20 protein-coding genes are annotated in these 20,155 nt (G+C 70.3%); 12 read left to right on the forward strand and 8 right to left on the reverse strand.

Going from position 1 to position 20,155, the window contains the following annotated elements; genetic code table 11:
* A partial coding sequence (locus K8V84_RS22280) for an iron chelate uptake ABC transporter family permease subunit (protein ID WP_304078325.1) occupies nucleotides 1-948 on the forward strand: 948 nt, incomplete at its 5' end.
* Complete coding sequence (locus K8V84_RS22285; RefSeq protein WP_304078327.1) at nucleotides 927-1,790, forward strand: ABC transporter ATP-binding protein; 864 nt, start codon at nucleotides 927-929, stop codon at nucleotides 1,788-1,790. The genes K8V84_RS22280 and K8V84_RS22285, both read left to right, overlap by 22 nt.
* Here K8V84_RS22285 and K8V84_RS22290 read toward each other — a convergent pair.
* On the reverse strand, nucleotides 1,787-2,326 hold the full coding sequence (locus K8V84_RS22290; RefSeq protein WP_304078329.1) for a GbsR/MarR family transcriptional regulator: 540 nt from the start codon (nucleotides 2,324-2,326) through the stop codon (nucleotides 1,787-1,789). The two genes, K8V84_RS22285 and K8V84_RS22290, sit on opposite strands and share 4 nt — an antisense overlap.
* 150 nt (nucleotides 2,327-2,476) lie before the next feature.
* On the opposite strand from K8V84_RS22290, the gene K8V84_RS22295 reads away from it, so the two are divergent.
* The gene (locus K8V84_RS22295; protein ID WP_304078331.1) at nucleotides 2,477-3,091 is read left to right on the forward strand and encodes a TetR/AcrR family transcriptional regulator; all 615 of its coding nucleotides are present in this window, start codon (nucleotides 2,477-2,479) and stop codon (nucleotides 3,089-3,091) included.
* A 63-nt stretch (nucleotides 3,092-3,154) separates the two neighbouring features.
* On the opposite strand, the gene K8V84_RS22300 is transcribed toward K8V84_RS22295, so the two are convergent.
* The 4 genes from K8V84_RS22300 to K8V84_RS22315 are packed head-to-tail and all read right to left on the reverse strand — an operon-like array spanning nucleotide 3,155 to nucleotide 6,931.
* Nucleotides 3,155-4,366, reverse strand: coding sequence for an acyl-CoA dehydrogenase family protein (locus K8V84_RS22300; protein WP_304078334.1), 1,212 nt, complete (start codon nucleotides 4,364-4,366; stop codon nucleotides 3,155-3,157).
* Nucleotides 4,366-5,391, reverse strand: coding sequence for a phosphotransferase family protein (locus K8V84_RS22305; protein WP_304078337.1), 1,026 nt, complete (start codon nucleotides 5,389-5,391; stop codon nucleotides 4,366-4,368). Before K8V84_RS22305 ends, K8V84_RS22300 begins: the two co-directional genes overlap by 1 nt.
* On the reverse strand, nucleotides 5,388-6,176 hold the full coding sequence (locus K8V84_RS22310) for an SDR family oxidoreductase (RefSeq protein WP_304078339.1): 789 nt from the start codon (nucleotides 6,174-6,176) through the stop codon (nucleotides 5,388-5,390). The genes K8V84_RS22305 and K8V84_RS22310 overlap by 4 nt, the downstream gene beginning before the upstream one ends.
* The gene (locus K8V84_RS22315) at nucleotides 6,176-6,931 is read right to left on the reverse strand and encodes an SDR family oxidoreductase (RefSeq protein WP_304078341.1); all 756 of its coding nucleotides are present in this window, start codon (nucleotides 6,929-6,931) and stop codon (nucleotides 6,176-6,178) included. Before K8V84_RS22315 ends, K8V84_RS22310 begins: the two co-directional genes overlap by 1 nt.
* Before the next feature lie 95 nt (nucleotides 6,932-7,026).
* Here K8V84_RS22315 and K8V84_RS22320 point away from each other — a divergent pair, with 95 nt between their 5' ends.
* The gene (locus K8V84_RS22320) at nucleotides 7,027-7,386 is read left to right on the forward strand and encodes a GNAT family N-acetyltransferase (RefSeq protein WP_304078343.1); all 360 of its coding nucleotides are present in this window, start codon (nucleotides 7,027-7,029) and stop codon (nucleotides 7,384-7,386) included.
* Between the two features lie 63 nt (nucleotides 7,387-7,449).
* Complete coding sequence (locus K8V84_RS22325) at nucleotides 7,450-8,352, forward strand: LLM class flavin-dependent oxidoreductase (protein ID WP_304078345.1); 903 nt, start codon at nucleotides 7,450-7,452, stop codon at nucleotides 8,350-8,352.
* Nucleotides 8,353-8,484: 132 nt separating this feature from the next.
* On the opposite strand, the gene K8V84_RS22330 is transcribed toward K8V84_RS22325, so the two are convergent.
* The gene (locus tag K8V84_RS22330; RefSeq protein ID WP_304078346.1) at nucleotides 8,485-9,444 is read right to left on the reverse strand and encodes an NADPH:quinone oxidoreductase family protein; all 960 of its coding nucleotides are present in this window, start codon (nucleotides 9,442-9,444) and stop codon (nucleotides 8,485-8,487) included.
* Between the two features lie 379 nt (nucleotides 9,445-9,823).
* On the opposite strand from K8V84_RS22330, the gene K8V84_RS22335 reads away from it, so the two are divergent.
* The 6 genes from K8V84_RS22335 to K8V84_RS22360 all read left to right on the forward strand — a co-directional run bounded on the left by K8V84_RS22335 (nucleotide 9,824) and on the right by K8V84_RS22360 (nucleotide 16,688).
* Nucleotides 9,824-11,320, forward strand: a complete 1,497-nt coding sequence (locus K8V84_RS22335; RefSeq protein ID WP_304078363.1) for a carboxylesterase/lipase family protein — start codon at nucleotides 9,824-9,826, stop codon at nucleotides 11,318-11,320.
* Between the two features lie 157 nt (nucleotides 11,321-11,477).
* Nucleotides 11,478-12,161, forward strand: coding sequence for a GTP pyrophosphokinase family protein (locus K8V84_RS22340; RefSeq protein WP_304078365.1), 684 nt, complete (start codon nucleotides 11,478-11,480; stop codon nucleotides 12,159-12,161).
* A 123-nt stretch (nucleotides 12,162-12,284) separates the two neighbouring features.
* A complete protein-coding gene (locus K8V84_RS22345; protein WP_304078348.1) occupies nucleotides 12,285-12,788 on the forward strand; it encodes a 2Fe-2S iron-sulfur cluster-binding protein in 504 nt (167 codons plus the stop codon).
* On the forward strand, nucleotides 12,785-13,774 hold the full coding sequence (locus tag K8V84_RS22350; RefSeq protein WP_304078351.1) for a xanthine dehydrogenase family protein subunit M: 990 nt from the start codon (nucleotides 12,785-12,787) through the stop codon (nucleotides 13,772-13,774). Before K8V84_RS22345 ends, K8V84_RS22350 begins: the two co-directional genes overlap by 4 nt.
* Before the next feature lie 74 nt (nucleotides 13,775-13,848).
* Nucleotides 13,849-15,900, forward strand: a complete 2,052-nt coding sequence (locus K8V84_RS22355) for a xanthine dehydrogenase family protein molybdopterin-binding subunit (protein WP_304078368.1) — start codon at nucleotides 13,849-13,851, stop codon at nucleotides 15,898-15,900.
* A gap of 104 nt (nucleotides 15,901-16,004) precedes the next feature.
* A complete protein-coding gene (locus K8V84_RS22360) occupies nucleotides 16,005-16,688 on the forward strand; it encodes a lytic polysaccharide monooxygenase (RefSeq protein WP_304078354.1) in 684 nt (227 codons plus the stop codon).
* 69 nt (nucleotides 16,689-16,757) lie between these two features.
* On the opposite strand, the gene K8V84_RS22365 is transcribed toward K8V84_RS22360, so the two are convergent.
* On the reverse strand, nucleotides 16,758-19,145 hold the full coding sequence (locus K8V84_RS22365; protein ID WP_304078356.1) for a Tex family protein: 2,388 nt from the start codon (nucleotides 19,143-19,145) through the stop codon (nucleotides 16,758-16,760).
* 148 nt (nucleotides 19,146-19,293) lie between these two features.
* Nucleotides 19,294-19,650: a hypothetical protein gene (locus K8V84_RS22370; RefSeq protein WP_304078357.1), complete on the reverse strand. Its 357-nt coding sequence runs from the start codon at nucleotides 19,648-19,650 to the stop codon at nucleotides 19,294-19,296.
* Nucleotides 19,651-19,837: 187 nt separating this feature from the next.
* Between K8V84_RS22370 and K8V84_RS22375 the strand changes: the two genes are divergently transcribed.
* Nucleotides 19,838-20,155: helix-turn-helix transcriptional regulator (locus K8V84_RS22375; RefSeq protein ID WP_304078360.1), on the forward strand; the 318-nt coding region annotated here is incomplete at its 3' end.

Raw genomic sequence — 20,155 nt, forward strand, 5'->3', positions numbered from 1 at the left:
GTGGTGCTTCTGGTGGCGGCCGCGGCCACCCTCAGTCTCGGCCGCTTGGGCATCCCCCTGACCCAGATCCCCACCGCGCTCGGCGGGCAGGGTGAGGCGACCCACCTGTTCGCCCTCGAACGCCTGCGCGGTCCCCGTCTGGTCGTCGCCGCCGGCACCGGTGTGGCCCTGGGGCTGGCCGGTGCCCTTTTCCAGTCGGTCACCCGAAACCCCCTCGGCAGCCCCGACGTGATCGGGCTCGCCGCCGGTGCGGGGGCCGGCGCGTCCGTGGCCGCGCTCGCGCTGCCCGGAATCGTCCCCGTCCCCCTGGGGGCACTGGCCGGGGCGACCCTGTCCATCGTGATCGTGTACCTGGTGACCGGAACGGGACTGCGCAACCCGGGCCGCCTCATCATCGCCGGAATCGGCGTGGCCGCCATGGCCACCGCCCTCACCCACTTCGTGGTGTCGGTGATGGCTCGTGACCAGGCCGGTGTGCTCGCCTCCTACGTCAACGGCAGCCTGGCCGCCCGGTCCTGGGACCACGCCGCCACCATCTGGGTGGCCGTGGCCCTGGCCGTACCGTTCGTGCTGGCGTTGGTCGGCCCGATCACCGTCAACGAGATGGGCGACGAACTCGCCGACTCACTCGGGGCCGGCGCCACCACCACGCGCACCGGAGCGGTCGTGCTGTCGGTGGTGCTGTCGGCGGCCGCGGTGAGCGTCGCCGGACCCATCGCGTTCATCTCCCTGACCGCGCCCCAGATCGCCCGCCGGCTCAGCGCCGCCCCCGGCCCCAACCTGGTGCTGTCCGCGGTGGTGGGCGCACTGCTCCTGGTCTGCGCCGACCTGGCCGTGCAACAGTCGCCGGTCGGCGACGGGCTGCCGGTCGGCGTGTTCACCATGGCCCTGGGCGGCGTGTACCTGGGCTACCTGCTCATCCGCGAATGGCGAAAGGGAACCCTTTGAACGGCGAAACCACCCCGGTGCTGGCCGCGCGGAGCCTCACCCTCGGCTACGGGGGCGACCCCGTCGTGTCCGATCTGGACATGAAGGTCGACGAGGGAGAGTTCGTGGTGATCGTGGGCCCCAACGGCTGTGGGAAGTCCACCCTGCTCAAGGCGCTGGGTCGGGTGAACCGGCCGGTCCGGGGCAAGGTCCTGCTGCACGGGGAGGACGTGCGCTCCCAGCGTGCCAAGGCGGTCGCCCGCAAGCTCGCGCTGCTGCCGCAGAGCCCGCTGGCTCCGGAGGGCATCACCGTGCGGGCGTTGGCCGCCCGAGGGCGCTTTCCGCACCACACGCTGCTGCGTCAGTGGAGTCCAGAGGACGAGGTCGCCATCTCCGGTGCCCTGGAACTCACCGGCCTGACCGACCTGGCCGAGACCCAGGTGGGTTCACTGTCGGGCGGTCAGCGTCAACGCGCCTGGGTGTCGATGGTGCTGACCCAGGACAGTCCCACCCTGCTGCTGGACGAACCCACCACGTTCCTGGACATCGCCCACCAGTACGACCTGCTGGAGCTGTTCGCCGAACTGCACCGGCAGGGTCGCACCGTCGTGGCGGTCCTGCACGACCTGGCGCAGGCGGCACGGTTCGCCACCCGCCTGGTGATGATGCGCGACGGGGAGATCGTGGCAGACGGACCGCCCGCCGAGGTGGTCACCGCCGACCGGGTGCGCACCGTGTTCGGGTTGGACTGCGACGTGATGCCCGATCCGCGCACCAGGACACCGCTGGTCATCCCGCACGAGCGGGCGGTGCCGGACGGACCGCGCGAGCCGCAGGGCTCCGACCACGCCCGGGTGGGCTAGACGTTCCGCTGCTCCTTGGAGGTCTTGGGCCCGTCGCGTTCGCCGCGGCGGGCCTTGTACTCCTCCCACCGGCTCAGGAGGGTCTCGTGGTAGCCGTCCAACCAGGTCATGTAGTCGTACATGTTGCCCAGCCGTCGACGTGAGGACTCACCGAGGTCGGGCAGGCGTTCCAGGGCCGACGCGGCCAGGTCGCGCTGGTGGCGCAGGTAGGAGCGTTCGTTGCGCAGGAACCCGCCCCAGACGTCCTCGTCCATGCTGACCAACTTGGAACGTCGGCCGGGGGCGCTGACCAGAGAGACGAACCCCAACTCGCGCAGCCGACGTACCGACTGGGACACCGAGCCCCGGCTCACCCCGGCGCCCACGGCTATCTCCTCGGCGTCGACCGCGTCCCGGTCGGCCACCAGCAGGTAACCTACGATCCGGCCCTCGCTCTTGGGGCGCCCCTGGGACTGCCAGTACTCGGCGAAACGGGTCACGAAGTCGTCCCGGAACTCTTGCTCTTCCCGCCCCTGAGGCTCTTGTGCCCGCTCCATGCCCGTCACCATAGTGCCCCCGGCCGGATGGCGAAGAGTCGCTCGGGAACCTCCGGGTGCACGTGCAAGGGGTACCAGCCGGTCGGTATGCTGTCTCGGATCGACAGTCGACTCGCCACCGGGGGACGGGGGCAAGAGGTGGTACGGGACATGCGCAGCGCACAGCGGACGACCGATGGGGACACCCCACGAGGCACGGTGCCCGAACGACTGTTGAGCGCGGCCACACGGCTCTTCGCCGAACGCGGTTTCGAGGGCACCTCGGTGCAGGAGGTCGTGGCCGCCGCGGGCGTCACCAAGGGCGCCATGTACCACTACTTCGGCTCCAAGGACGACCTGCTCTACGAGGTCTACGCCCGGGTACTGCGCATGCAGACCGAACACCTGGTGGAGATCTCCTCCCGCGAGGAGCCCGTCGCCGAACGGGTGCACGCGGCCGCCACCGACGTCATCGTCACCACCGTCGCCAACCTCGACGACAGCACCATCTTCTTCCGCTCCATGCACCAGCTCGCCCCGGAGAAGCAGCGCAGCGTGCGCGCCGAACGCCGCAAGTACCACGAGTTGTTCCGCGCCATGATCGAGCAGGGGCAGCAAGAGGGCGTCTTTCGCGCGGACGTCCCCGCCGACCTGGTCGTCGACTACTACTTCGGCTCCGTGCACCACCTGAGCACCTGGTACCGCCACGACGGCCCCCTGACCGGAAAGGACGTGGGCGGGCACTTCGCCGACCTGCTCCTGGCCGGTCTACGCCCCCAGGGCTGACCCCCGAACCGGCGATGAGGGCCGGGAACCCGAGTCCCCGGCCCTCATTCGACGTGTGAGCCCCTACGCGTACTTGCGCAGCTCCGCGCGACCCAGCGAACGCAGGTGCACCTCGTCCGGCCCGTCGGCCAGCCGCAGCGAACGCACCCCCGCCTGCCAGGCGGCGATCGGCACGTCCTGGCTGACCCCGGCCGCGCCGTGCGCCTGCACGCACTTGTCGAGGATCCACTCCACGGTGCGCGGGGTGGCGATCTTGATCGCCTGGATCTCGGTGTGGGCGCCCTTGTTGCCCACCGTGTCCATCAGGTAGGCGGTCTTGAGCACCAGCAGACGCAGTTGCTCGATCTGCACCCGCGCCTCGGCGATCCACTCGCGCACCACTCCCTGCTCGGCCAGCGGGCGGCCGAACGCCACCCGGTCCAGCACGCGCCGGCAGGTGATCTCCAGGGCGCGCTCGGCCATGCCCAGGGCGCGCATGCAGTGGTGGATCCGGCCCGGTCCCAGGCGGGCCTGGGCGATGGCGAAGCCCTCCCCCTCGGCGCCGATGAGGTTCTCCACGGGCACGCGCACGTTCTCGAACAACACCTCGGCGTGGCCGCCGTGGTCGCTGTCGTCGTAGCCGAACACCGTCATGCCGCGCTCGACGGTCAACCCGGGGGTGTCGCGCGGCACCAGCACCATGCTCTGCTGCTTGTGCCGGTCGGCGTCGGGGTCGGTCTTGCCCATCACGATGAAGATCTCGCACGCGGGGTTGAGCGCGCCGGTGATGAACCACTTGCGGCCGTTGATCACGTACTCGTCGCCCTCACGGACGATGCTCGTGGTGATGTTGGTGGCGTCGGAGGAGGCCACCGCGGGCTCGGTCATCGCGAACGCGGACCGGATCCGCGCGTCCAGCAACGGCTCCAACCAGCGCTTCTTCTGGTCGGGGGCGCCGAACATCGTCAGCACCTCCATGTTGCCGGTGTCGGGTGCGGCGCAGTTGAGGGCGGCCGGGGCCAGCCGGGGACTGCGCCCGGTGATCTCCGCCAGCGGGGCGTAGCGGAGGTTGGGCAGTCCGCCGTGCTCGGGATGCCCGGCCAGGAACAGGTTCCACAGACCCCGTTTCTTGGCCTCGGCCTGTAGCTCGCCCACGATCGGCGGGATCGACCAGGGGTCGTCGCGTTGGGCGAGCTGGGTGTCCATCACTTGCTCGGCCGGGTAGACGTGCTCTTCCATGAAGGTCAGGAGCCGCTGCCGCAGTTCCTCGGTCTCGGCGTCGTAGGCGAAGTCCATCAGTCCTCCTTGAGCATGGTGTGTGCGCGTTCCACCAGCGGCGCGACCACGTCGCCGATGCCGTCGAAGCCCGCTCCGACGGTCAGCCCCCGGGTGTGCCGGAAGTGGATGCCCTCGGCGATCACCGCGAGCTTGAAGCAGCCGAAGGCCACGTACCAGCCGAGCCGGGACACGTCGCGGCCGGTGGAGGCGGCGTACATCCGTACGATCTCGGCGGAGGACGGGAAACCCTCGGCGGAGGTGGCGGGGTGGTCCCCGCCGGTGACCGGACGTTCCCGGTAGACGAGCATCAGGCCCAGGTCCACGAGCGGGTCGCCCAGGGTGGCCATCTCCCAGTCGAGTACCGCGGTGAGCTCGCCGTCGTCGGTGACCAGCACGTTGTCGAGCCGGTAGTCGCCGTGCACGATCGCGGGCGCGGACGGTTCCGGGATGGTCTGCGCCAACCGGTCGCGGAGCTCGTCGATACCGGGGATGTCCCGGCTGCGCGAGGCCTCCAGCTGCTTGCTCCAGCGACGCACCTGACGTTCCAGGAACCCGTCCGGGCGACCGAAGTCGGCCAGACCCACCGTGGCGGGGTCCACCGCGTGCAGTCGGCCCAGAGTGGTGACCAGTCGTTCGGCGACCGCGTGGATCCCGTCGAGGCCCAGCGGCGCGATCTCCTCCTGGGTGCGAAAGGCGGTTCCGCCCACGTGTTCCATCACGTAGAACGGGGCGCCCAACACCTCGGTGTCCTCGCACAGGTGGTGGGTGCGCGGCACCGGTACGTCGGTCTCGCGCAGCGCCGTCATCACCCGGTACTCGCGAGACATGTCGTGCGCGGTGGCCAGCACGTGGCCCAGCGGCGGGCGGCGCACCACCCACGTGCCGGTGCCGTCGGTGACCACGTAGGTCAGGTTCGACTTGCCACCGGTGATCACCCGACCGGTGAGCGGACCCGACACCAGGCCGGGGACCTCCCGGTCCAGGTAGGCACGAAGCCGGTCCAGGTCCAGGCCGGGGAGTTCTTCCCCGTTCTCGTCGCTCATTCGCTCTCCTCCTCGGTGAACACCTTGGCCTGGATGCGACGCATCCCCGCGAGCCAGGCGTCGGTGTCGGTGGCCCGGGCCGTGTAGAAGTCGGCGGCCTCCGGGTGCGGCAGGATCAGGAACCGGCCATCGCGCAGGGCCACCAGCACGGTGTCGGCGACCTCCTCGGGCGTGATCGCCCCGGGGGAGAGGATGGCCTGGCCCTGGTCACCGGCGTCGTCGAGCATGCCGGTGCGCACGCCCAACGGACACAGGCACTGCACGGTGATCCCTCGGTCCCCGTAGGTGGCGGACAACCACTCGCTGAAGGACAGGGCGGCGTGTTTGGTCACCGAGTACGGCGCGCTGCCGAGCATGGTGAGCAGCCCCGCTCCGGAGGCGGTGGTGAGGAAGTGACCCCGGCCGCGCTCCAACCAGCCGGGCAGCAGTTCACGTGCGGCGCGCACGTGCGACATCACGTTGACCTGCCAGGAGATCTCCCAGTCGGCTTCGGGGGCCTCCGGGCCGCCGCTGCGGGCGATCCCGGCGTTGGCCATGTAGAGGTCGATGCCGCCCAGGTGGGCGTCGGCCTCGGCGATGAGCGCGGTGACCCCCGCCTCGGACGCCGCGTCCCCGGGCACGGCGATCCCGCCGATCTCACCGGCCACGGCCTCGGCCGCGGTGGCGTCCAGGTCGTTGACGACCACCCGGGCCCCGGCGGAGGCCAGCCGGCGGGCCACTGCCGCGCCGATACCGTTACCCGCGCCGGTGACGACCGCTCCGGCGTTCTTGAGGTCCAGTGGCATCAGATACCCCCGGTGAGGGTCATGCCGCCGTCGAGGACGAGGGTGCGGCCGGTGATCCAGGAGGAGTCGTCGGAGAGCAGGAACGCGACCGCCCCGGCGACGTCCTCGGGTACACCGAGCCGCTTCAACGGGTACTGGGAGGAGACCTCTTCCTCGCGACCGTCGTAAAGCGCCTCGGCGAAGCGGGTCTTGACCACGGCGGGGGCGACCCCGTTCACCCGGATGTCCGGGCCGAGTTCGACCGCGAACTCCTCGGTGATGTGTCGGAGCATCGCCTTGGAGGCGCCGTAGAAGCCGATCCCGGGGGCGGGCTTGAGGCCGGCCACGGAGGAGACGTTGACGATCGATCCGCCGTGTTCGGCCATGCCGGCCCGGTACACCTTCTGCACCCAGGAGACCGCCGAGAGCGCGTTCACCTCGAAGATCTTGCGGGCCGCGTCCAGGTCCAGGTCCACCATGCGTCCGTAGACCGGGTTGATTCCGGTGTTGTTGACGAACGTGTCGACCGTGCCGAACGCCTCCTTGGTGGCGGCGATGGCCTCGTCCTGGTGTTCGGGGTCGTCGCCGCGTCCGGGGACCCCGATGGCGTGTTCGGGGCCGCCCAGGGCCTCGACCGCCTCCTTGAGGGGGTCGGGCCTGCGCGCGGTGATGCACACTCGGGCGCCCTCGGAGACGAGGCGCTGGGCGATGGCCAGGCCGATACCGCGACTGGCACCGGTGATGCTGGCGGTGCGGCCGCCGAACCGCGAAGTCATGCGTGCTCCTTAGACCGACTGGTCGGTATGTCAAGGCGACTCTATGTCCGCAGGACGCGCGCCGCAAGGGGTGAAGGGCCCCGTTGAGGGTGACAATGGGGTCGCACGGGGACCCGGGGCCCGTGCGGGAGCCCGCGTTCCGACACCCGCTTCCCGACAACGAAAGGGATCCCATGGCTACCGAGGTCAAGGACGTCCCGGAGAACAACCGCTACGTGATCACCTCCGATGGTGAGGAGGCAGGCTTCGCCGAGTACATCCTCACCGACACCATGATCACCTTCACCCACACCGAGGTCGATCCCGCCTTCGAGGGCAAGGGCGTCGGCGGAACACTCGTTCGCGAGGCCCTCGACGACGTGCGCGCCCGCGGCCTGTCCGTGTTGCCCATGTGTCCGTTCGTCAAGGCCTGGATCGCACGACACCCCGAGTACACCGACCTCGTCTACCAGTGAGCGTGTGGTCACCTCCCGACCGGGCAGGACCGAAGGGCAGCCGAGAACCAGGAGGCGGAAACGTTGGGCATCGACTACGGACGTGACATCGAATTCGGGGTCTTCCCCTCGCCGGAGGCCGCGACGCTGGACCGCACCTGGGCGGTGATCGACGCGGCCGAGCGTGGCGGACTCGACTTCGTGGGCATCCAGGACCACCCCTACCAACGCCGGCACCTGGACACCTGGGCGCTGATGGCCACGGTCCTGGCCCGCACCGAACGCCTGCGGGTCTTCCCGGACGTGGCCAACCTGCCGCTGCGGCCGCCCGCCATCATCGCCAAGAACTCCGCGAGCCTGGACGTGCTCTCCGGTGGCCGTTTCGAACTGGGGCTGGGCGCCGGCGGGTTCTGGGAGGCGATCGAGGCCATGGGCGGGCCCCGACGCAGCCCGCGCGAGGCCGCCGACGCCCTGTTGGAGGCGATCGAGGTGATTCGCCTGCTGTGGTCGGACCGGCGCTCGGTGCGTTTCGAGGGCGAGCACTATCGCCTGGCCGGGGTCAAGCCCGGACCGCCGCCCGCCCACGACATCGGTATCTGGCTGGGTGTGCTGGGCCCTCGTCTGCTCAAGGAGGTCGGCAGGGTCGCCGACGGGTGGGTGCCCTCCCATGCCTACGCGGGCACCGACAAGCTTCCCGGCATGCACGCACGTATCGACGAGGGGGCCGCCGAGGCCGGTCGCGACCCGGCCGGCATCCGCCGCGTGTACAACCTGTGGGGCACGATCGGTGATTCGGCCGGTGGCACCGGTGAGGGCTTGGACGGTCCGGTCGACCAGTGGGTGGAGCGCATCACCGAGTTCGCCGTGGAGTACGGGATGGACACCTTCGTCCTGGGGCCGGCGGGGGAGTCCCCGGAGCAGGTGGAGCTGTTCGCCGCCGAGGTCGCCCCGGCGGTGCGAGAAGCCGTACACCGGGCCCGATCCTGAGGTTCCTCTCCCGTTGACCTCGTGCCTGTGGTCGACTTCGACGCCGAAGGCGACCACAGGCGTGAGATCGTGCGGATAAGAATGTCCGATATGTGATCTACGTCGTCAAGGTGAGCCTTGGGAAGTTGCGACTCAGGCGGAGGTGTCCAGGGTCAGCTTGCCGATGGTGGTGCGTGAACGAAGGTCCTCGTGGGCCCGACGGGCCTCCGACAGTGGATAACTCCGGCCCTGGATCGGGCGCAGTTTCCCCTCGGTGACCAGGGCGAACAGCTCTCGCATCGCGGTGCCGACCACGTCGCCGGGAAGCGTCCAGGCGTGCGGCAGCCACATGCCGCCGATCGAGGTGGAAAAGCGCATGAGGTTGGGCAATTGGACCGGCTTGGGCGCCTCTCGGGAGGCCATGCCGTAGAACGCCAGGCGCCCGAACGGTGCCAGGGCGCGCACGCTCTCGTCGGTGACCCTCCCTCCCACCATGTCGAGCACGATGTCCACGCGGCGGCCCTCGTTGGCCTCGATGAGGGCGGCGGTCATGTCGGGTGCGGAGGAGTCCACCACGGCGTCGGCGCCCAGTTCCAGGGCCAGTGCTCGCTTGTCCTCGCTGCCGGCCACCGCGATCACCCGGCCGGCACCGAAGTGGGCGGCCAGCTGCACCGCGAGGGTGCCCACCCCTCCGGCGGCCGCGTGCACCACCACGGACTCCCCGGGTTCCATGCGCACGCTCTTGCGCAGCAGGACCCAGGCGGTGGCGCCCTGGACGACGAGCGCGAGGGCCGCTTCGTCGGAGACGCCCTCGGGGATCTCGAAGGTCATGTTCGGGTCGGCCACGGCCTTCTCGGCGTAGCCGCCGCCCCCGTTGAGCAGGCCCACGACGCGGCGGCCGTCGGCGGTGCGTCCGGCGATCTCGGCGCCGGGGACCATGGGCAGGGTGGAGGGTGCCAGATAGCTGTTCTCGGCCTGGTGGGTGTCGGCGAAGTTCACGCCGCTGCGGGTGACGTCGACGAGGAGCCGTCCCGGGCCGGGCTCGGGGGCGGGCAGTTCGGTGGGGGTGAGGACCTCGGGTCCGCCGAACTCGGTGATCTGGATGGCGCGCATGAGCGGGTCCTTCCGTCGGGGAGGCATACCGACCAGATGGTATGACATGGAGGGAGTGGTGGCGTGGGCGCCCCGCCGAGCTCTCCCGGGGTCACCGTGGTCATTCGGCCCGGGGCAACGGCCATCGTCCCGTCCTTGCCGGGGGTGCGGGGCGGATCGTCGCCTGCCTCGAAGGGCGCTGTTGCGTGCGGCGGGTCGAGCGGGTCGAGCGGGTGCCCCGGGCTCGCCGGGCCGATCCGGGGGCGTCCGGATCGGAGCTGCCGCCGTTGCGTCCCACGTGGTGGCCTTGGCGCCTGCGCCCCTTCTTCCGGTAGGGGCTTGCGCGCTCAAACCTAACGATGTTAGGTGGATGGAGCACCGACCCCCCGAGGAGGCACATGTGGACGCCGAGCAGATCGTGACGACCGTGAACGGAGCCGTTCGCGGCACCCCCTCGACCCGGGCCGAAGGGGTCACGGTCCACCGTGGCATCCCCTACGCCGCCGCGCCCTTCGGTGAGCACCGCTTCGCCGCCCCGGCCCCGGTTCCCTTCTGGGACGGGGTGCGCGACTGCTCGGGTTTCGGACCGCCCCCGCCCCAGGGCAAGCAGCTCATCGGCGCCGCGCACTGGGATCCCGACACCTCGCTGGACTGCCTGGTCCTGAACGTGTGGACCGCCGCGTCGCCCGGCGACCGGGCCCCGGTCCTGGTGTGGATCCACGGCGGCGCCTACATCGTCGGATCCGGCGCCGAGGCCACCTATGAGGGCTCCCACCTGGCCGCGGAGGGAACGGTGGTGGTGAGCGTCAACTACCGGCTGGGCTTCGAGGGCTTCGGGCACGTGCCCGGACGCCCCGACAACCGGGGACTGCTCGACCAGGTCGCCGCCCTGCGCTGGGTGCGCGACAACATCACCGCGTTCGGCGGCGACCCCGGCAACGTCACCGTCGCGGGCGAGTCCGCGGGGGCCGGCTCCGTCGTCGGCCTCATGACCATGCCCGACGCCCGCGGCCTGTTCCGGCGCGCCATCGCGCACAGCGTCCCCGGTGACACGATCACCGTCGACACCGCCCGGCGGGTGTCGGAGTCGGTGGTCAAGGCCGCCGGGGTGCCGTTGGAGGCCGAGGCGTTGGCCGCGCTGGCCCCGGAGGAGATCCTGGCGGCCACCGACGTGGTCCTGTCGGGCGGCGGCACGTCGAGCAGGGGAGTGCGTACCAAGGCGTTCACCTGCTACGCGCCGGTGGTCGGCGGCCCCGAGCTCCCCCAGGAGCCGCTGGCGGCCATCGCCCGCGGCGCCGCCACCGACGTCGACCTGCTCGTCGGCCACAACACCGAGGAGTACCGCCTGTTCACCGAACTCGGCCAGTCGGTGGAGATCGACGACGAGGAGGCCCTGGCGGTCACCGCCGCCCATCTGGGGCTGGGCGAGGACGCCGTCGGCGTCTACCGGTCGGTGTACCCTGATGCCTCGCTGCGGGGTCTGTTCAACGAGATCCGTGGCGACGCGATGTTCTGTGAGTACTCGGTGCGTGTGGCCGAGGCTCAGGCCGGCGCCGGGGGCCGTGCGCACTTCTTCCGTTTCGCCGCCCAGAGTCGCACGATGCAGGGCAGACTGGGTGCCTGCCACGCTTTCGACCTTCCCTTCGCCTTCGGTAACCTCGACAGTGACCTGGCGGTCTTCCTCTGCGACGGTGAGCCCGACGAGGGGTTGCGGGCGCTGTCGGCGCGAATGGTCACGGCCTGGCGTGACTTCGCCGCCACCGGTGACCCGGGGTGGTCCGCGGTGCGACCGGAGACCACCGTGGTGCGGGTGTGGGACGTGACCGATTCCGTGCAGGAGGGTGACGACTCCCCGCTCCGAGGGCTGTGGTCGAAGGTGGACTTCGCGCCGCGCTAGGTGCTCACCGACACCGGCCCCGGTGGCGTCGGCGCCGTCCATGGCACCGATGTATAACATGCGAACAGGGGGGTCCATGGTGTCCGAGCAGGCTGTTGTCGTGGAGAGTGTGTCGGATGCGTTGTCGGAGGCACGCGAGGACGTCACGCGCTTCCTGATGTCCTACAAGTTCGCCATCGACACCCTGATGGCGAAGGTGAACATCCTCAACGAGGAGTTCCGCTACACCAACGACCACAATCCGATCGAACACGTGAACTCCCGGCTCAAGTCGCCGGCCAGCATCCTGGAGAAGGCGCGTCGGCGCGGCGTGTCGCTGGACCTGGAGAGCATCTCCAAGGAGATCCTGGACATCGCCGGGATCCGGGTGACGTGCAGTTTCGTCTCCGACACCTACGCGATCCGGGACATGCTGTCCGGGCATGAGGACATCCAGGTCATAGAGGAGCGGGACTACGTCCGCTCTCCCAAGGCCAACGGCTACCGGAGCCTGCACCTGCTGGTGCGCACCCCGGTGCGGATGTCCGACCGGACCGTGGAGGTCCCGGTGGAGATCCAGATCCGCACCATCGCGATGGACTTCTGGGCGAGCCTGGAGCACAAGATCTACTACAAGTACGGCCAGTCGGTGCCCCAGGATCTGTTGGAAGAGTTGCGAGCGGCGGCCGAGACCGCGAATCGGTTGGACGAGACGATGGAACGGTTGCACGACGAGGTGCGCGAACTGGGCGACCGAGCTCAGGAACCGTTGCCGGGGCCGGAGGAGCTGCGCAGGATCCCGATCGCCGACGAGTTGCTGGGTGCCCTGGCCGCGAGGGTCAACGCCCGCCGTACCGACTGACCCCGGTCCGCCGGGCAAGGGCCGGCAAAACCTGGAGGCTCGACGCGTCCCGACCGTTTGGTCGGTGCTCCGTCCGGTAAGCCGTGGGGGACGGGACCCGTCCGCTCTCGGGAGGAACCGGCCTTGGACACCACGATCACCTTGACGGTGGACGGTGAGCGTCGCGAGCTCACCGTCGATACCCGGACCACACTGCTGGACGCGTTGCGCGACGGTCTGGGGGTGTACTCACCGAAGAAGGGCTGCGACCACGGTCAGTGCGGCGCCTGCACCGTGCTCCTGAGGGGGCGGCGCGTCCTGTCCTGCCTGGCCCTGGCCGTCGCCCACGACGGCGCGGAGGTGACCACGGCCGCGGGGCTCGGGCAGGGGGACGGGCTTCATCCGGTCGCGCGGGCGTTCCTGGACCACGACGGTTTCCAGTGCGGCTACTGCACGCCGGGTCAGATCTGTTCGGCGGTGGGCATGCTTGCCGAGGTCGAGCAGGAGTGGCCCAGCCACGTCACCGAGGACCTGGACGCACCCGTGGAGATCGACGACGCCGAGATCCGGGAGCGCATGAGCGGCAACATCTGCCGTTGCGGCGCCTATCCGGGCATCGTCGGCGCGATCAGGGAGGCCTCCCGATGATCCCCTTCGCCTACTCCCGTCCCGGCGGCATGGCCGAGGCGGTCGAGGCCGTCACCGATGATCCCGGTGCCGCCTTCCTGGCGGGCGGCACCAACCTGGTCGACCACATGAAATTGGGGCTCGCCTCGCCCACCTGTCTGGTGGACGTGCGTGAGGTGGTCGATGACGGTGTCGAAGAACTGCCCGGGGGAGGGGCCTGGATCGGTGCCGGGACGACCAACAGCGAGCTGGCGGCCCATCCGCTGATCCGCCGCCGCTACCCGCTGCTCTCCTCGGCCCTGTTGGCCGGAGCCTCGGGGCAACTGCGCAACATGGCCACGACCGGCGGGAACCTGCTCCAGCGCACCCGTTGTGTCTACTTCCAGGACGTCACCACCCCCTGCAACAAACGCGAACCGGGCAGCGGCTGCTCGGCCCTGGAGGGCTACGGGCGCGACAACGCGGTCCTGGGCGCCTCGGAACAGTGCGTGGCCACCCACCCCTCCGACATGGCGGTGGCGATGCTGACCCTGGACGCGAAGGTGCGCGTGCTGGGTCAGTCGGGCGAACGTCGGGTACCGCTGGCCGACTTCCACCGTCTGCCCGGGGCCGAACCCGAGCGCGACACCGTCCTCGAACACGGCGAACTCATCACCGGGGTGGAGCTGCCCCCGCCACCGGAAGGAGCCCGGTCGGCCTACCGCAAGGTGCGCGAACGGGCCTCCTACGCGTTCGCGCTGGTCTCGGTGGCCGCGCTCGTGCGTGTGCGGGGCGGGCGGATCGAGGACGCTCGGATCTCCTTCGGCGGTGTGGCCCACGCCCCGTGGCGGGCCCGGCGGGCCGAGGAGGTGCTACGGGGTCGACCGGTGACCGAGATGGCCTTCCGGGTGGCGGCCGAAACCGAGTTCACCGAGGCGCGCCCCGGCCGGGACAACGCCTTCAAGGTGCCGTTGGCGATCAACACGTGCGCGGCGGTGCTGCGCTCTTTGACGGGGGTGAACGGGTGAACGGCGAGGTGACGGGAACCGTGAACGACGGTCCGCGAACGGCGGGCGCGAGGACCGGGGCCATCGGAGCGCCGATGGAGCGGCTGGAGGGACGGGCCAAGGTGACCGGCTCCGCCCCCTACGCCTACGAGCACTCCTTCGAGGGCGCCCTGTACCTGCATCCGGTGCTCTCGACCGTGGCCCGGGGCCGGGTGCGTTCGATGGACACGGCGCGGGCCGAGGTGGTCGAGGGGGTACGGGCGGTTCTGACCCCGTGGAACGCCCCGCGCCTGGCCCGGACCGACGACCGCGAGTTCACCGTCCTGCAGGACGGGGAGGTGTACTTCCGTGGCCAGTTCGTCGCCGCCGTGGTCGCGGACGATGCCGAGACCGCGCGGCAGGCGGCCGACCTGGTGGTCGTGGACTACGAGGCCCACGACCACCAGGTGGATCCGTCCTCGCCCGGCCGGGAGGCCTACCGTCCGAGCGCGGACGACACCGGGTTGGAGGCCGACACCGAACAGGGCGACGTGGAGGGCGCCCTGGCCGAGGCCATGGTGCGCGTCGACCGGACCTACCGGACTCCGCGCGAGTACAACAACCCGATGGAACCGCACACCACGATCGCGCTGTGGGAGGAGGGTCCCGATCGGCTCACGTTGTACGACTCCACGCAGGGTGTGCACGTGGTGCGCGGGACCGTCGCGGAGGTCTTCGGGCTCGCCCCCGGGCAGGTGCGGGTGATCTCCCCGCACGTTGGCGGTGGGTTCGGTTCCAAGGGATCGGCCCACGCCCACAACGTCGTGGCGGTGTTGGCGGCGCGTGTCCTGCCCGGGCGGCCGGTGAAGTTCGCCCTGACACGGCGGCACATGTTCTCGTTGGTGGGGTACCGCCCGGACACGCGGCAGCGGATCCGGATGGGGGCCTCGGCGGACGGCCGGCTCGGTGTGCTCGTCCACGATGTGGTGGAGGCGACCTCCCGGGCCAAGGAGTACGCGGAGATGAGCGGTGCGTGCTCGCGGATGATGTACGCGTCGCCCGCCCGTCGCACGTCGCATCGGTTGGTCCCCCTGGACGCGCCGATCCCGTTCTGGATGCGTGCGCCCGGGGAGGCGCCGGGGATGTTCGCGTTGGAGACGGCGATGGACGAACTCTCCTACGCCTGTGGGCTGGACCCCATCGAGCTGCGGATGCGCAACGAACCGGACCGGGATCCCGATACCGGGCTGCCGTGGTCGGGACGGAACCTGCTGGAGTGCCTGCGCCGGGGTGCGGAGCGGTTCGGCTGGTGGGACCGGGACCCCGAGCCCCGGGCGCGTCGGGACGGTGATCGGTGGGTGGGCACCGGGGTGGCCGCCGCCACCTATCCGAGACTGACCATGCCGGGGTCGGAGGCCGAGATCGTCCACGACTCGGACGGGCACTACACGGTCTCCATCGGGGCGGCCGACCTGGGTACCGGCACCTGGACGGCCCTCACCCAGATCGCCGCCGACGCCCTGGGGTGCGATACGGCGCGCGTGCGGTTGCGGATCGGGGACACGGATCTGCCCTCGGCCAGTGTGGCGGGGGGTTCGTCGGGGATCTCCTCGTGGGGTTCGGCCCTGGTGGCGGCGGCTCGTGCCTTCCGTGAAGAGCACGGGAACGACCCGGCCGTCGGGGCGCGGTCGCGGGCCGGTACGCCGGAGAACCCGGATCGGGGGAGGTATGCGCTGCATTCGTTCGGGGCCCACTTCGCCGAGGTGCGGGTCGACGCCGACACCGGTGAGGTGCGCGTGCCACGGATGTTGGGGGTCTTCTCCGTGGGGCGGATCATCAACCCGAGGACCGCGCGGTCGCAGTTCGTGGGCGGAATGGTGATGGGGATGTCGATGGCCCTGCACGAGGTGGGTGTGGTGGATCCCCGGTTCGGTCATGTCGTCAACGGTGACCTGGCCGAGTACCACGTGCCGGTGAACGCGGACGTGGGTCGGGTGGAGGCGGAGTGGCTGGAGGAGTCGGATCCGCACGTGAACGCCTTGGGCGCCGCGGGGGTCGGCGAGATCGGGATCGTCGGCAGTGCGGCGGCGGTGGTCAACGCCGCCTTCCACGCGACGGGCACACGGGTGCGTGAGCTGCCGTTGACCCCGGACCGGTTCCTGGTGTGAGCGTCGCGGGGGCGGGCCGGAACCCGACGTTTGGGACCGGTGGCGCAGGGTAATACTGCGTTTGGGAGCGCTCCCGGTCGGCGAACCGGAGGACGCGAGAAAAGATGAACACCGACCCCGCAACCCCCACGACCACCCCCGATCTGCGCCGTACCCTGACCAGGACCGCGGTCCTGGGCGCGGTGGCCCTGCTCGGTGTCGGCCTCGGTGCCGTCCCGGCCTCGGCGCACGGCTCCATCGTCGACCCCGCCGCCCGGGCCTACGGCTGCTTCGAGCGTTGGGGCGACGACCACCTGAACCCGGACATGGAGCAGGAAGACCCCATGTGTTGGCAGGCGTGGCAGGCCGATCCCAACGCCATGTGGAACTGGAACGGCCTGTACCGCGAAGGTGTGGCCGGCGACCACCAGGGCGCCATCCCCGACGGCACGTTGTGCAGCGGCGGACGGACCTGGAGTGGCCGGTACGACGCCATGGACGCCGTGGGGGAGTGGTGGACCACTCCGGTGGGTGAGGACTTCACCCTCCACCTGCACGACGGTGCCCAGCACGGCGCCGACTACTTCCAGATCTACGTCACCGAGGAGGGCTTCGATCCGACCACGCGGGAACTGGGCTGGGACGACCTGGAACTGGTCGAGGAGACCGGCTCCTACCCGCCCGTGATGGACATCGAGATCGACGTGAGCGTCGAGGGCCGCACCGGCGAGCACGTCGTCTACACGATCTGGCAGGCCTCGCACATGGACCAGAGCTACTACTTCTGCAGCGACGTGGACTTCGGCTGATCCGGTCGGAGCCGGGCGAACGACGGGGCCGGGGAGGCGTGTCCTCCCCGGCCCCGTCACATCGCGGTGCTACTTGCCCAGACCGGCACGGCGCAGAGCGTCGGCCATGGCGCCCGAGGGGGCCGGTGCGTTGTCGCGCCCGCCCCGACGGTCGCCGCCGTTGCCGCCCCGCCTGTCGCCACGTCCCTTGCCGCCACCGTTGCCGCGACGGCGGTCGCCGCCGCGTCCGTCGCGCTCACCACGGTCGCCACGGCCGCCGTCCTGCGGGGCCTCGTCGTCCAGGCGCATGGTCAGCGAGATGCGCTTGCGCGGGATGTCCACGTCCTGCACCTTGACCTTGACGATGTCACCGGGCTTGACGATGTCGCGCGGGTCCTCCACGAACTTGCGCGACAGCGCCGACACGTGGACCAGGCCGTCCTGGTGCACGCCCACGTCCACGAACGCTCCGAAGGCGGCCACGTTGGTGACCACGCCCTCCAGGATCATGCCCTGTTCGAGGTCGTCCAGCTTCTCCACGCCCTCCTTGAAGGTGGCGGTGGCGAAGGCCGGTCGGGGGTCGCGGCCCGGCTTGTCCAGCTCACTGAGGATGTCGGTGACGGTCGGCAGCCCGAACTTGTCGTCGACGAAGTCCTCGGGGCGGATGCTTCCGAGCGCCTTCTTGTTCCCGATCAGCGTGGGCAGGTCGGTGCCGACGGAGTCCAGCATGCGCCGGACCACCGGGTAGGCCTCGGGGTGGACCGCGGAGGCGTCCAGCGGGTCGTCACCGCCCGGGACCCGGAGGAAGCCCGCGCACTGCTCGAAGGCCTTGGGGCCCAGACGAGGCACCGAACGCAGTGCCTCGCGGGTGCGGAAGGGGCCGTTCGCGTCACGGTGGGCGACGATGTTGCGGGCCAGGGTGGAGGTCACTCCGGACACCCGTGTCAACAGCGGCACCGAGGCGGTGTTGACGTCCACGCCCACACCGTTCACACAGTCCTCGACCACCGCGTCCAGCGAACGCGACAGCTTGGCCTCGGCCAGGTCGTGCTGGTACTGGCCCACGCCGATGGACTTGGGATCGATCTTGACCAGCTCGGCCAGGGGGTCCTGCAGGCGGCGCGCGATGGAGGCGGCGCCGCGCAGCGACACGTCCAGGTCGGGCAGTTCCTCGGAGGCGTAGGCCGAGGCCGAGTACACCGACGCGCCGGCCTCGGAGACCATCACCTTGGTGAGCTTCAGGTCGGGGTGGAGCCTGATGAGGTCACCGGCGAGCTTGTCGGTCTCCCGGGAGGCGGTGCCGTTGCCGATCGCCACCAGTTCCACCTCGAAGGCGGCGCACAGCTTGGCCAGGCGGTCGATGGAGCCGTCCCAGTCACGGCGCGGGGCGTGCGGGAAGATCGTGTCGGTGGCCACGACCTTGCCGGTGGAGTCGGTGACGGCGACCTTCACTCCGGTGCGCAGACCCGGGTCCAGGCCCAGCGTCGCGCGGGTACCGGCCGGGGCGGCCAGCAGCAGGTCGCGCAGGTTGGCGGCGAAGACGTTCACCCCGTCGTCCTCGGCCTGCTGCCAAAGACGCATGCGCACGTCGATGTCCAGGCGGACCAGGATGCGGGTGCGCCAGGCCCAGCGCACGGTGTCCTGCAGCCACCGGTCGGCCGGACGCCCCCGGTCGACGATGTCGAAGTGGGAGGCGATGGCGTTCTCGTAGCTGCTGCGCGGCACGATGCCGTCGGGACCGGCGTCGGGGGTCTCCTCCGGGTCCAGGCTGAGGGTGAGGATCTCCTCCTTCTCCCCTCGGTACATGGCCAGAACGCGGTGGGAGGGCAGCGCGGTGAGGGGCTCGGAGAAGTCGAAGTAGTCGGCGAACTTGGCGCCCGCCTCCTCCTTGCCCTCACGGACGGCCGAGCCCAGCCGACCCTTCGCCCAGAGGCGTTCGCGCAGGTGACCGGTGAGGTCGGCGTCCTCGGCGAAGCGTTCCACCAAGATGGCGCGGGCTCCGTCCAGGGCGGCCTTGGTGTCGGCCACGCCCTTGTCGGCGTCCACGTAGGCGGCCGCGACCTCCTGCGGGTCCTGGGTGGGGTCGTCGAACAGCCCGTCTGCCAGGGGTTCGAGACCGGCCTCGCGGGCGATCTGCGCCTTGGTGCGTCGCTTGGGCTTGTAGGGGAGGTAGATGTCCTCCAGACGGGCCTTGGAGTCCGCCGCGTTGATGCGGGCCTCCAGCTCGTCGTCCAACTTGCCCTGGGAACGGATCGACTCCAGGATCGCGGTGCGCCGTTCGCCCAGTTCACGCAGGTAACGCAGGCGTTCCTCGAGTTCGCGCAGCTGGGCGTCGTCCAGCGCGCCGGTCACCTCCTTGCGGTACCGCGCGATGAAGGGCACGGTCGATCCGCCGTCGAGGAGCTCGACGGTGGCGCGGACCTGATGCGTGCCAACGCCGAGTTCCTCGGCGATGCGCTGGTCGATCGTGGGTGTCACAGGGGAAGTCAATTGGTCAACGTCCACTCTTCGGCTGTTCGGTGCGCGGACATTCTCGCGGCGCGCGCGGGTGCTGTCACACCGGCACGTCGTCGGTCCGTCACACCCAGGTTCCCGCATCCGTGGAGGTGGTCGGTCCCGGTCCGGGTCAGGAGCCGTTGCCGTCGAGGAAGTCGGGGGCGTAGTACTCGTCGACGGGTGTGGGTCCGCGGTAGCCCTGGCACATGCACTGGCGGTAGGTGGAGTCGGCCTGGCCCGTCCAGCGGCCGGGGATGACCACCTGGGTCAGGCAGCGCTTGGTCTCCTGGTCGTGGAAGACGAGGTTGTGGCCGCAACCGCAGATGGGCTGCGGGTTCGCGGCTCGGCCCTGGCCGCCCTGGATGGCCCGGGGGTCCTGGTGGTGGGGGTGGAGCTGTCGAGTGATCTGCCGCTTGGTGGTGAACCGGCCCGCGAGGTAACCACCGACCGCGATGGCCACTCCGATGACCATGGAAACCGGATCCATGCGGTGACACGCTCCTTCGTCTTGAAACCTCTTGCGCCTCGGTGCGCGCTCGCTCTCATTGTCACCCATACGACGTCGGCTGACGAGGAGGAGGTTCCCTTCGCCGGGGTAGCGGATCCTCGAAGTTTCCCAAAGGAATTTCTGCAAAGGTATTTTTGCAAAGATCTCTTTGGGGTACGGTTCCGGTATGAGTGAGAAATCCGAATCCACCGAGTCCCGTCCCCTGGACGTGGACGCCGACGCCCTGCGCGGCCTGGCCCACCCGCTGCGTGCCCGCATCCTGGACCGACTGCAACTCCAAGGTCCCGCCACCGCCACCATCCTGGGTGAACAGCTGGGGGAGAGCAGCGGGTCCACCAGCTACCACCTGCGCCAACTGGCCCGGTTCGGGTTCGTGGAGGCCGACCCCGGCCACACGGGCAGACGGGACCGATGGTGGCGGGTCCGCTCGGGTGGCTGGCGTCTCAGCGGAACCGAGCTCCGGCGCGACCCGGCAACCCGCGAG

Origin of the sequence: Nocardiopsis listeri (genome assembly GCF_020741345.1) — a bacterium.
GTDB lineage: Bacteria > Actinomycetota > Actinomycetes > Streptosporangiales > Streptosporangiaceae > Nocardiopsis > Nocardiopsis listeri_A.

What these genes read in the sequence shown, in the direction of transcription:
- K8V84_RS22285 (WP_304078327.1), top strand. Translation starts at nt 927, where the DNA reads ATGGCGAAAGGGAACCCTTTGAACGGCGAAACCACCCCGGTGCTGGCC.
- K8V84_RS22290 (WP_304078329.1), bottom strand. Translation starts at nt 2,326, where the DNA reads ATGGAGCGGGCACAAGAGCCTCAGGGGCGGGAAGAGCAAGAGTTCCGG.
- K8V84_RS22295 (WP_304078331.1), top strand. Translation starts at nt 2,477, where the DNA reads ATGCGCAGCGCACAGCGGACGACCGATGGGGACACCCCACGAGGCACG.
- K8V84_RS22300 (WP_304078334.1), bottom strand. Translation starts at nt 4,366, where the DNA reads ATGGACTTCGCCTACGACGCCGAGACCGAGGAACTGCGGCAGCGGCTC.
- K8V84_RS22305 (WP_304078337.1), bottom strand. Translation starts at nt 5,391, where the DNA reads ATGAGCGACGAGAACGGGGAAGAACTCCCCGGCCTGGACCTGGACCGG.
- K8V84_RS22310 (WP_304078339.1), bottom strand. Translation starts at nt 6,176, where the DNA reads ATGCCACTGGACCTCAAGAACGCCGGAGCGGTCGTCACCGGCGCGGGT.
- K8V84_RS22315 (WP_304078341.1), bottom strand. Translation starts at nt 6,931, where the DNA reads ATGACTTCGCGGTTCGGCGGCCGCACCGCCAGCATCACCGGTGCCAGT.
- K8V84_RS22320 (WP_304078343.1), top strand. Translation starts at nt 7,027, where the DNA reads ATGGGGTCGCACGGGGACCCGGGGCCCGTGCGGGAGCCCGCGTTCCGA.
- K8V84_RS22330 (WP_304078346.1), bottom strand. Translation starts at nt 9,444, where the DNA reads ATGCGCGCCATCCAGATCACCGAGTTCGGCGGACCCGAGGTCCTCACC.
- K8V84_RS22340 (WP_304078365.1), top strand. Translation starts at nt 11,478, where the DNA reads ATGTCCTACAAGTTCGCCATCGACACCCTGATGGCGAAGGTGAACATC.
- K8V84_RS22350 (WP_304078351.1), top strand. Translation starts at nt 12,785, where the DNA reads ATGATCCCCTTCGCCTACTCCCGTCCCGGCGGCATGGCCGAGGCGGTC.
- K8V84_RS22355 (WP_304078368.1), top strand. Translation starts at nt 13,849, where the DNA reads ATGGAGCGGCTGGAGGGACGGGCCAAGGTGACCGGCTCCGCCCCCTAC.
- K8V84_RS22360 (WP_304078354.1), top strand. Translation starts at nt 16,005, where the DNA reads ATGAACACCGACCCCGCAACCCCCACGACCACCCCCGATCTGCGCCGT.
- K8V84_RS22370 (WP_304078357.1), bottom strand. Translation starts at nt 19,650, where the DNA reads ATGGATCCGGTTTCCATGGTCATCGGAGTGGCCATCGCGGTCGGTGGT.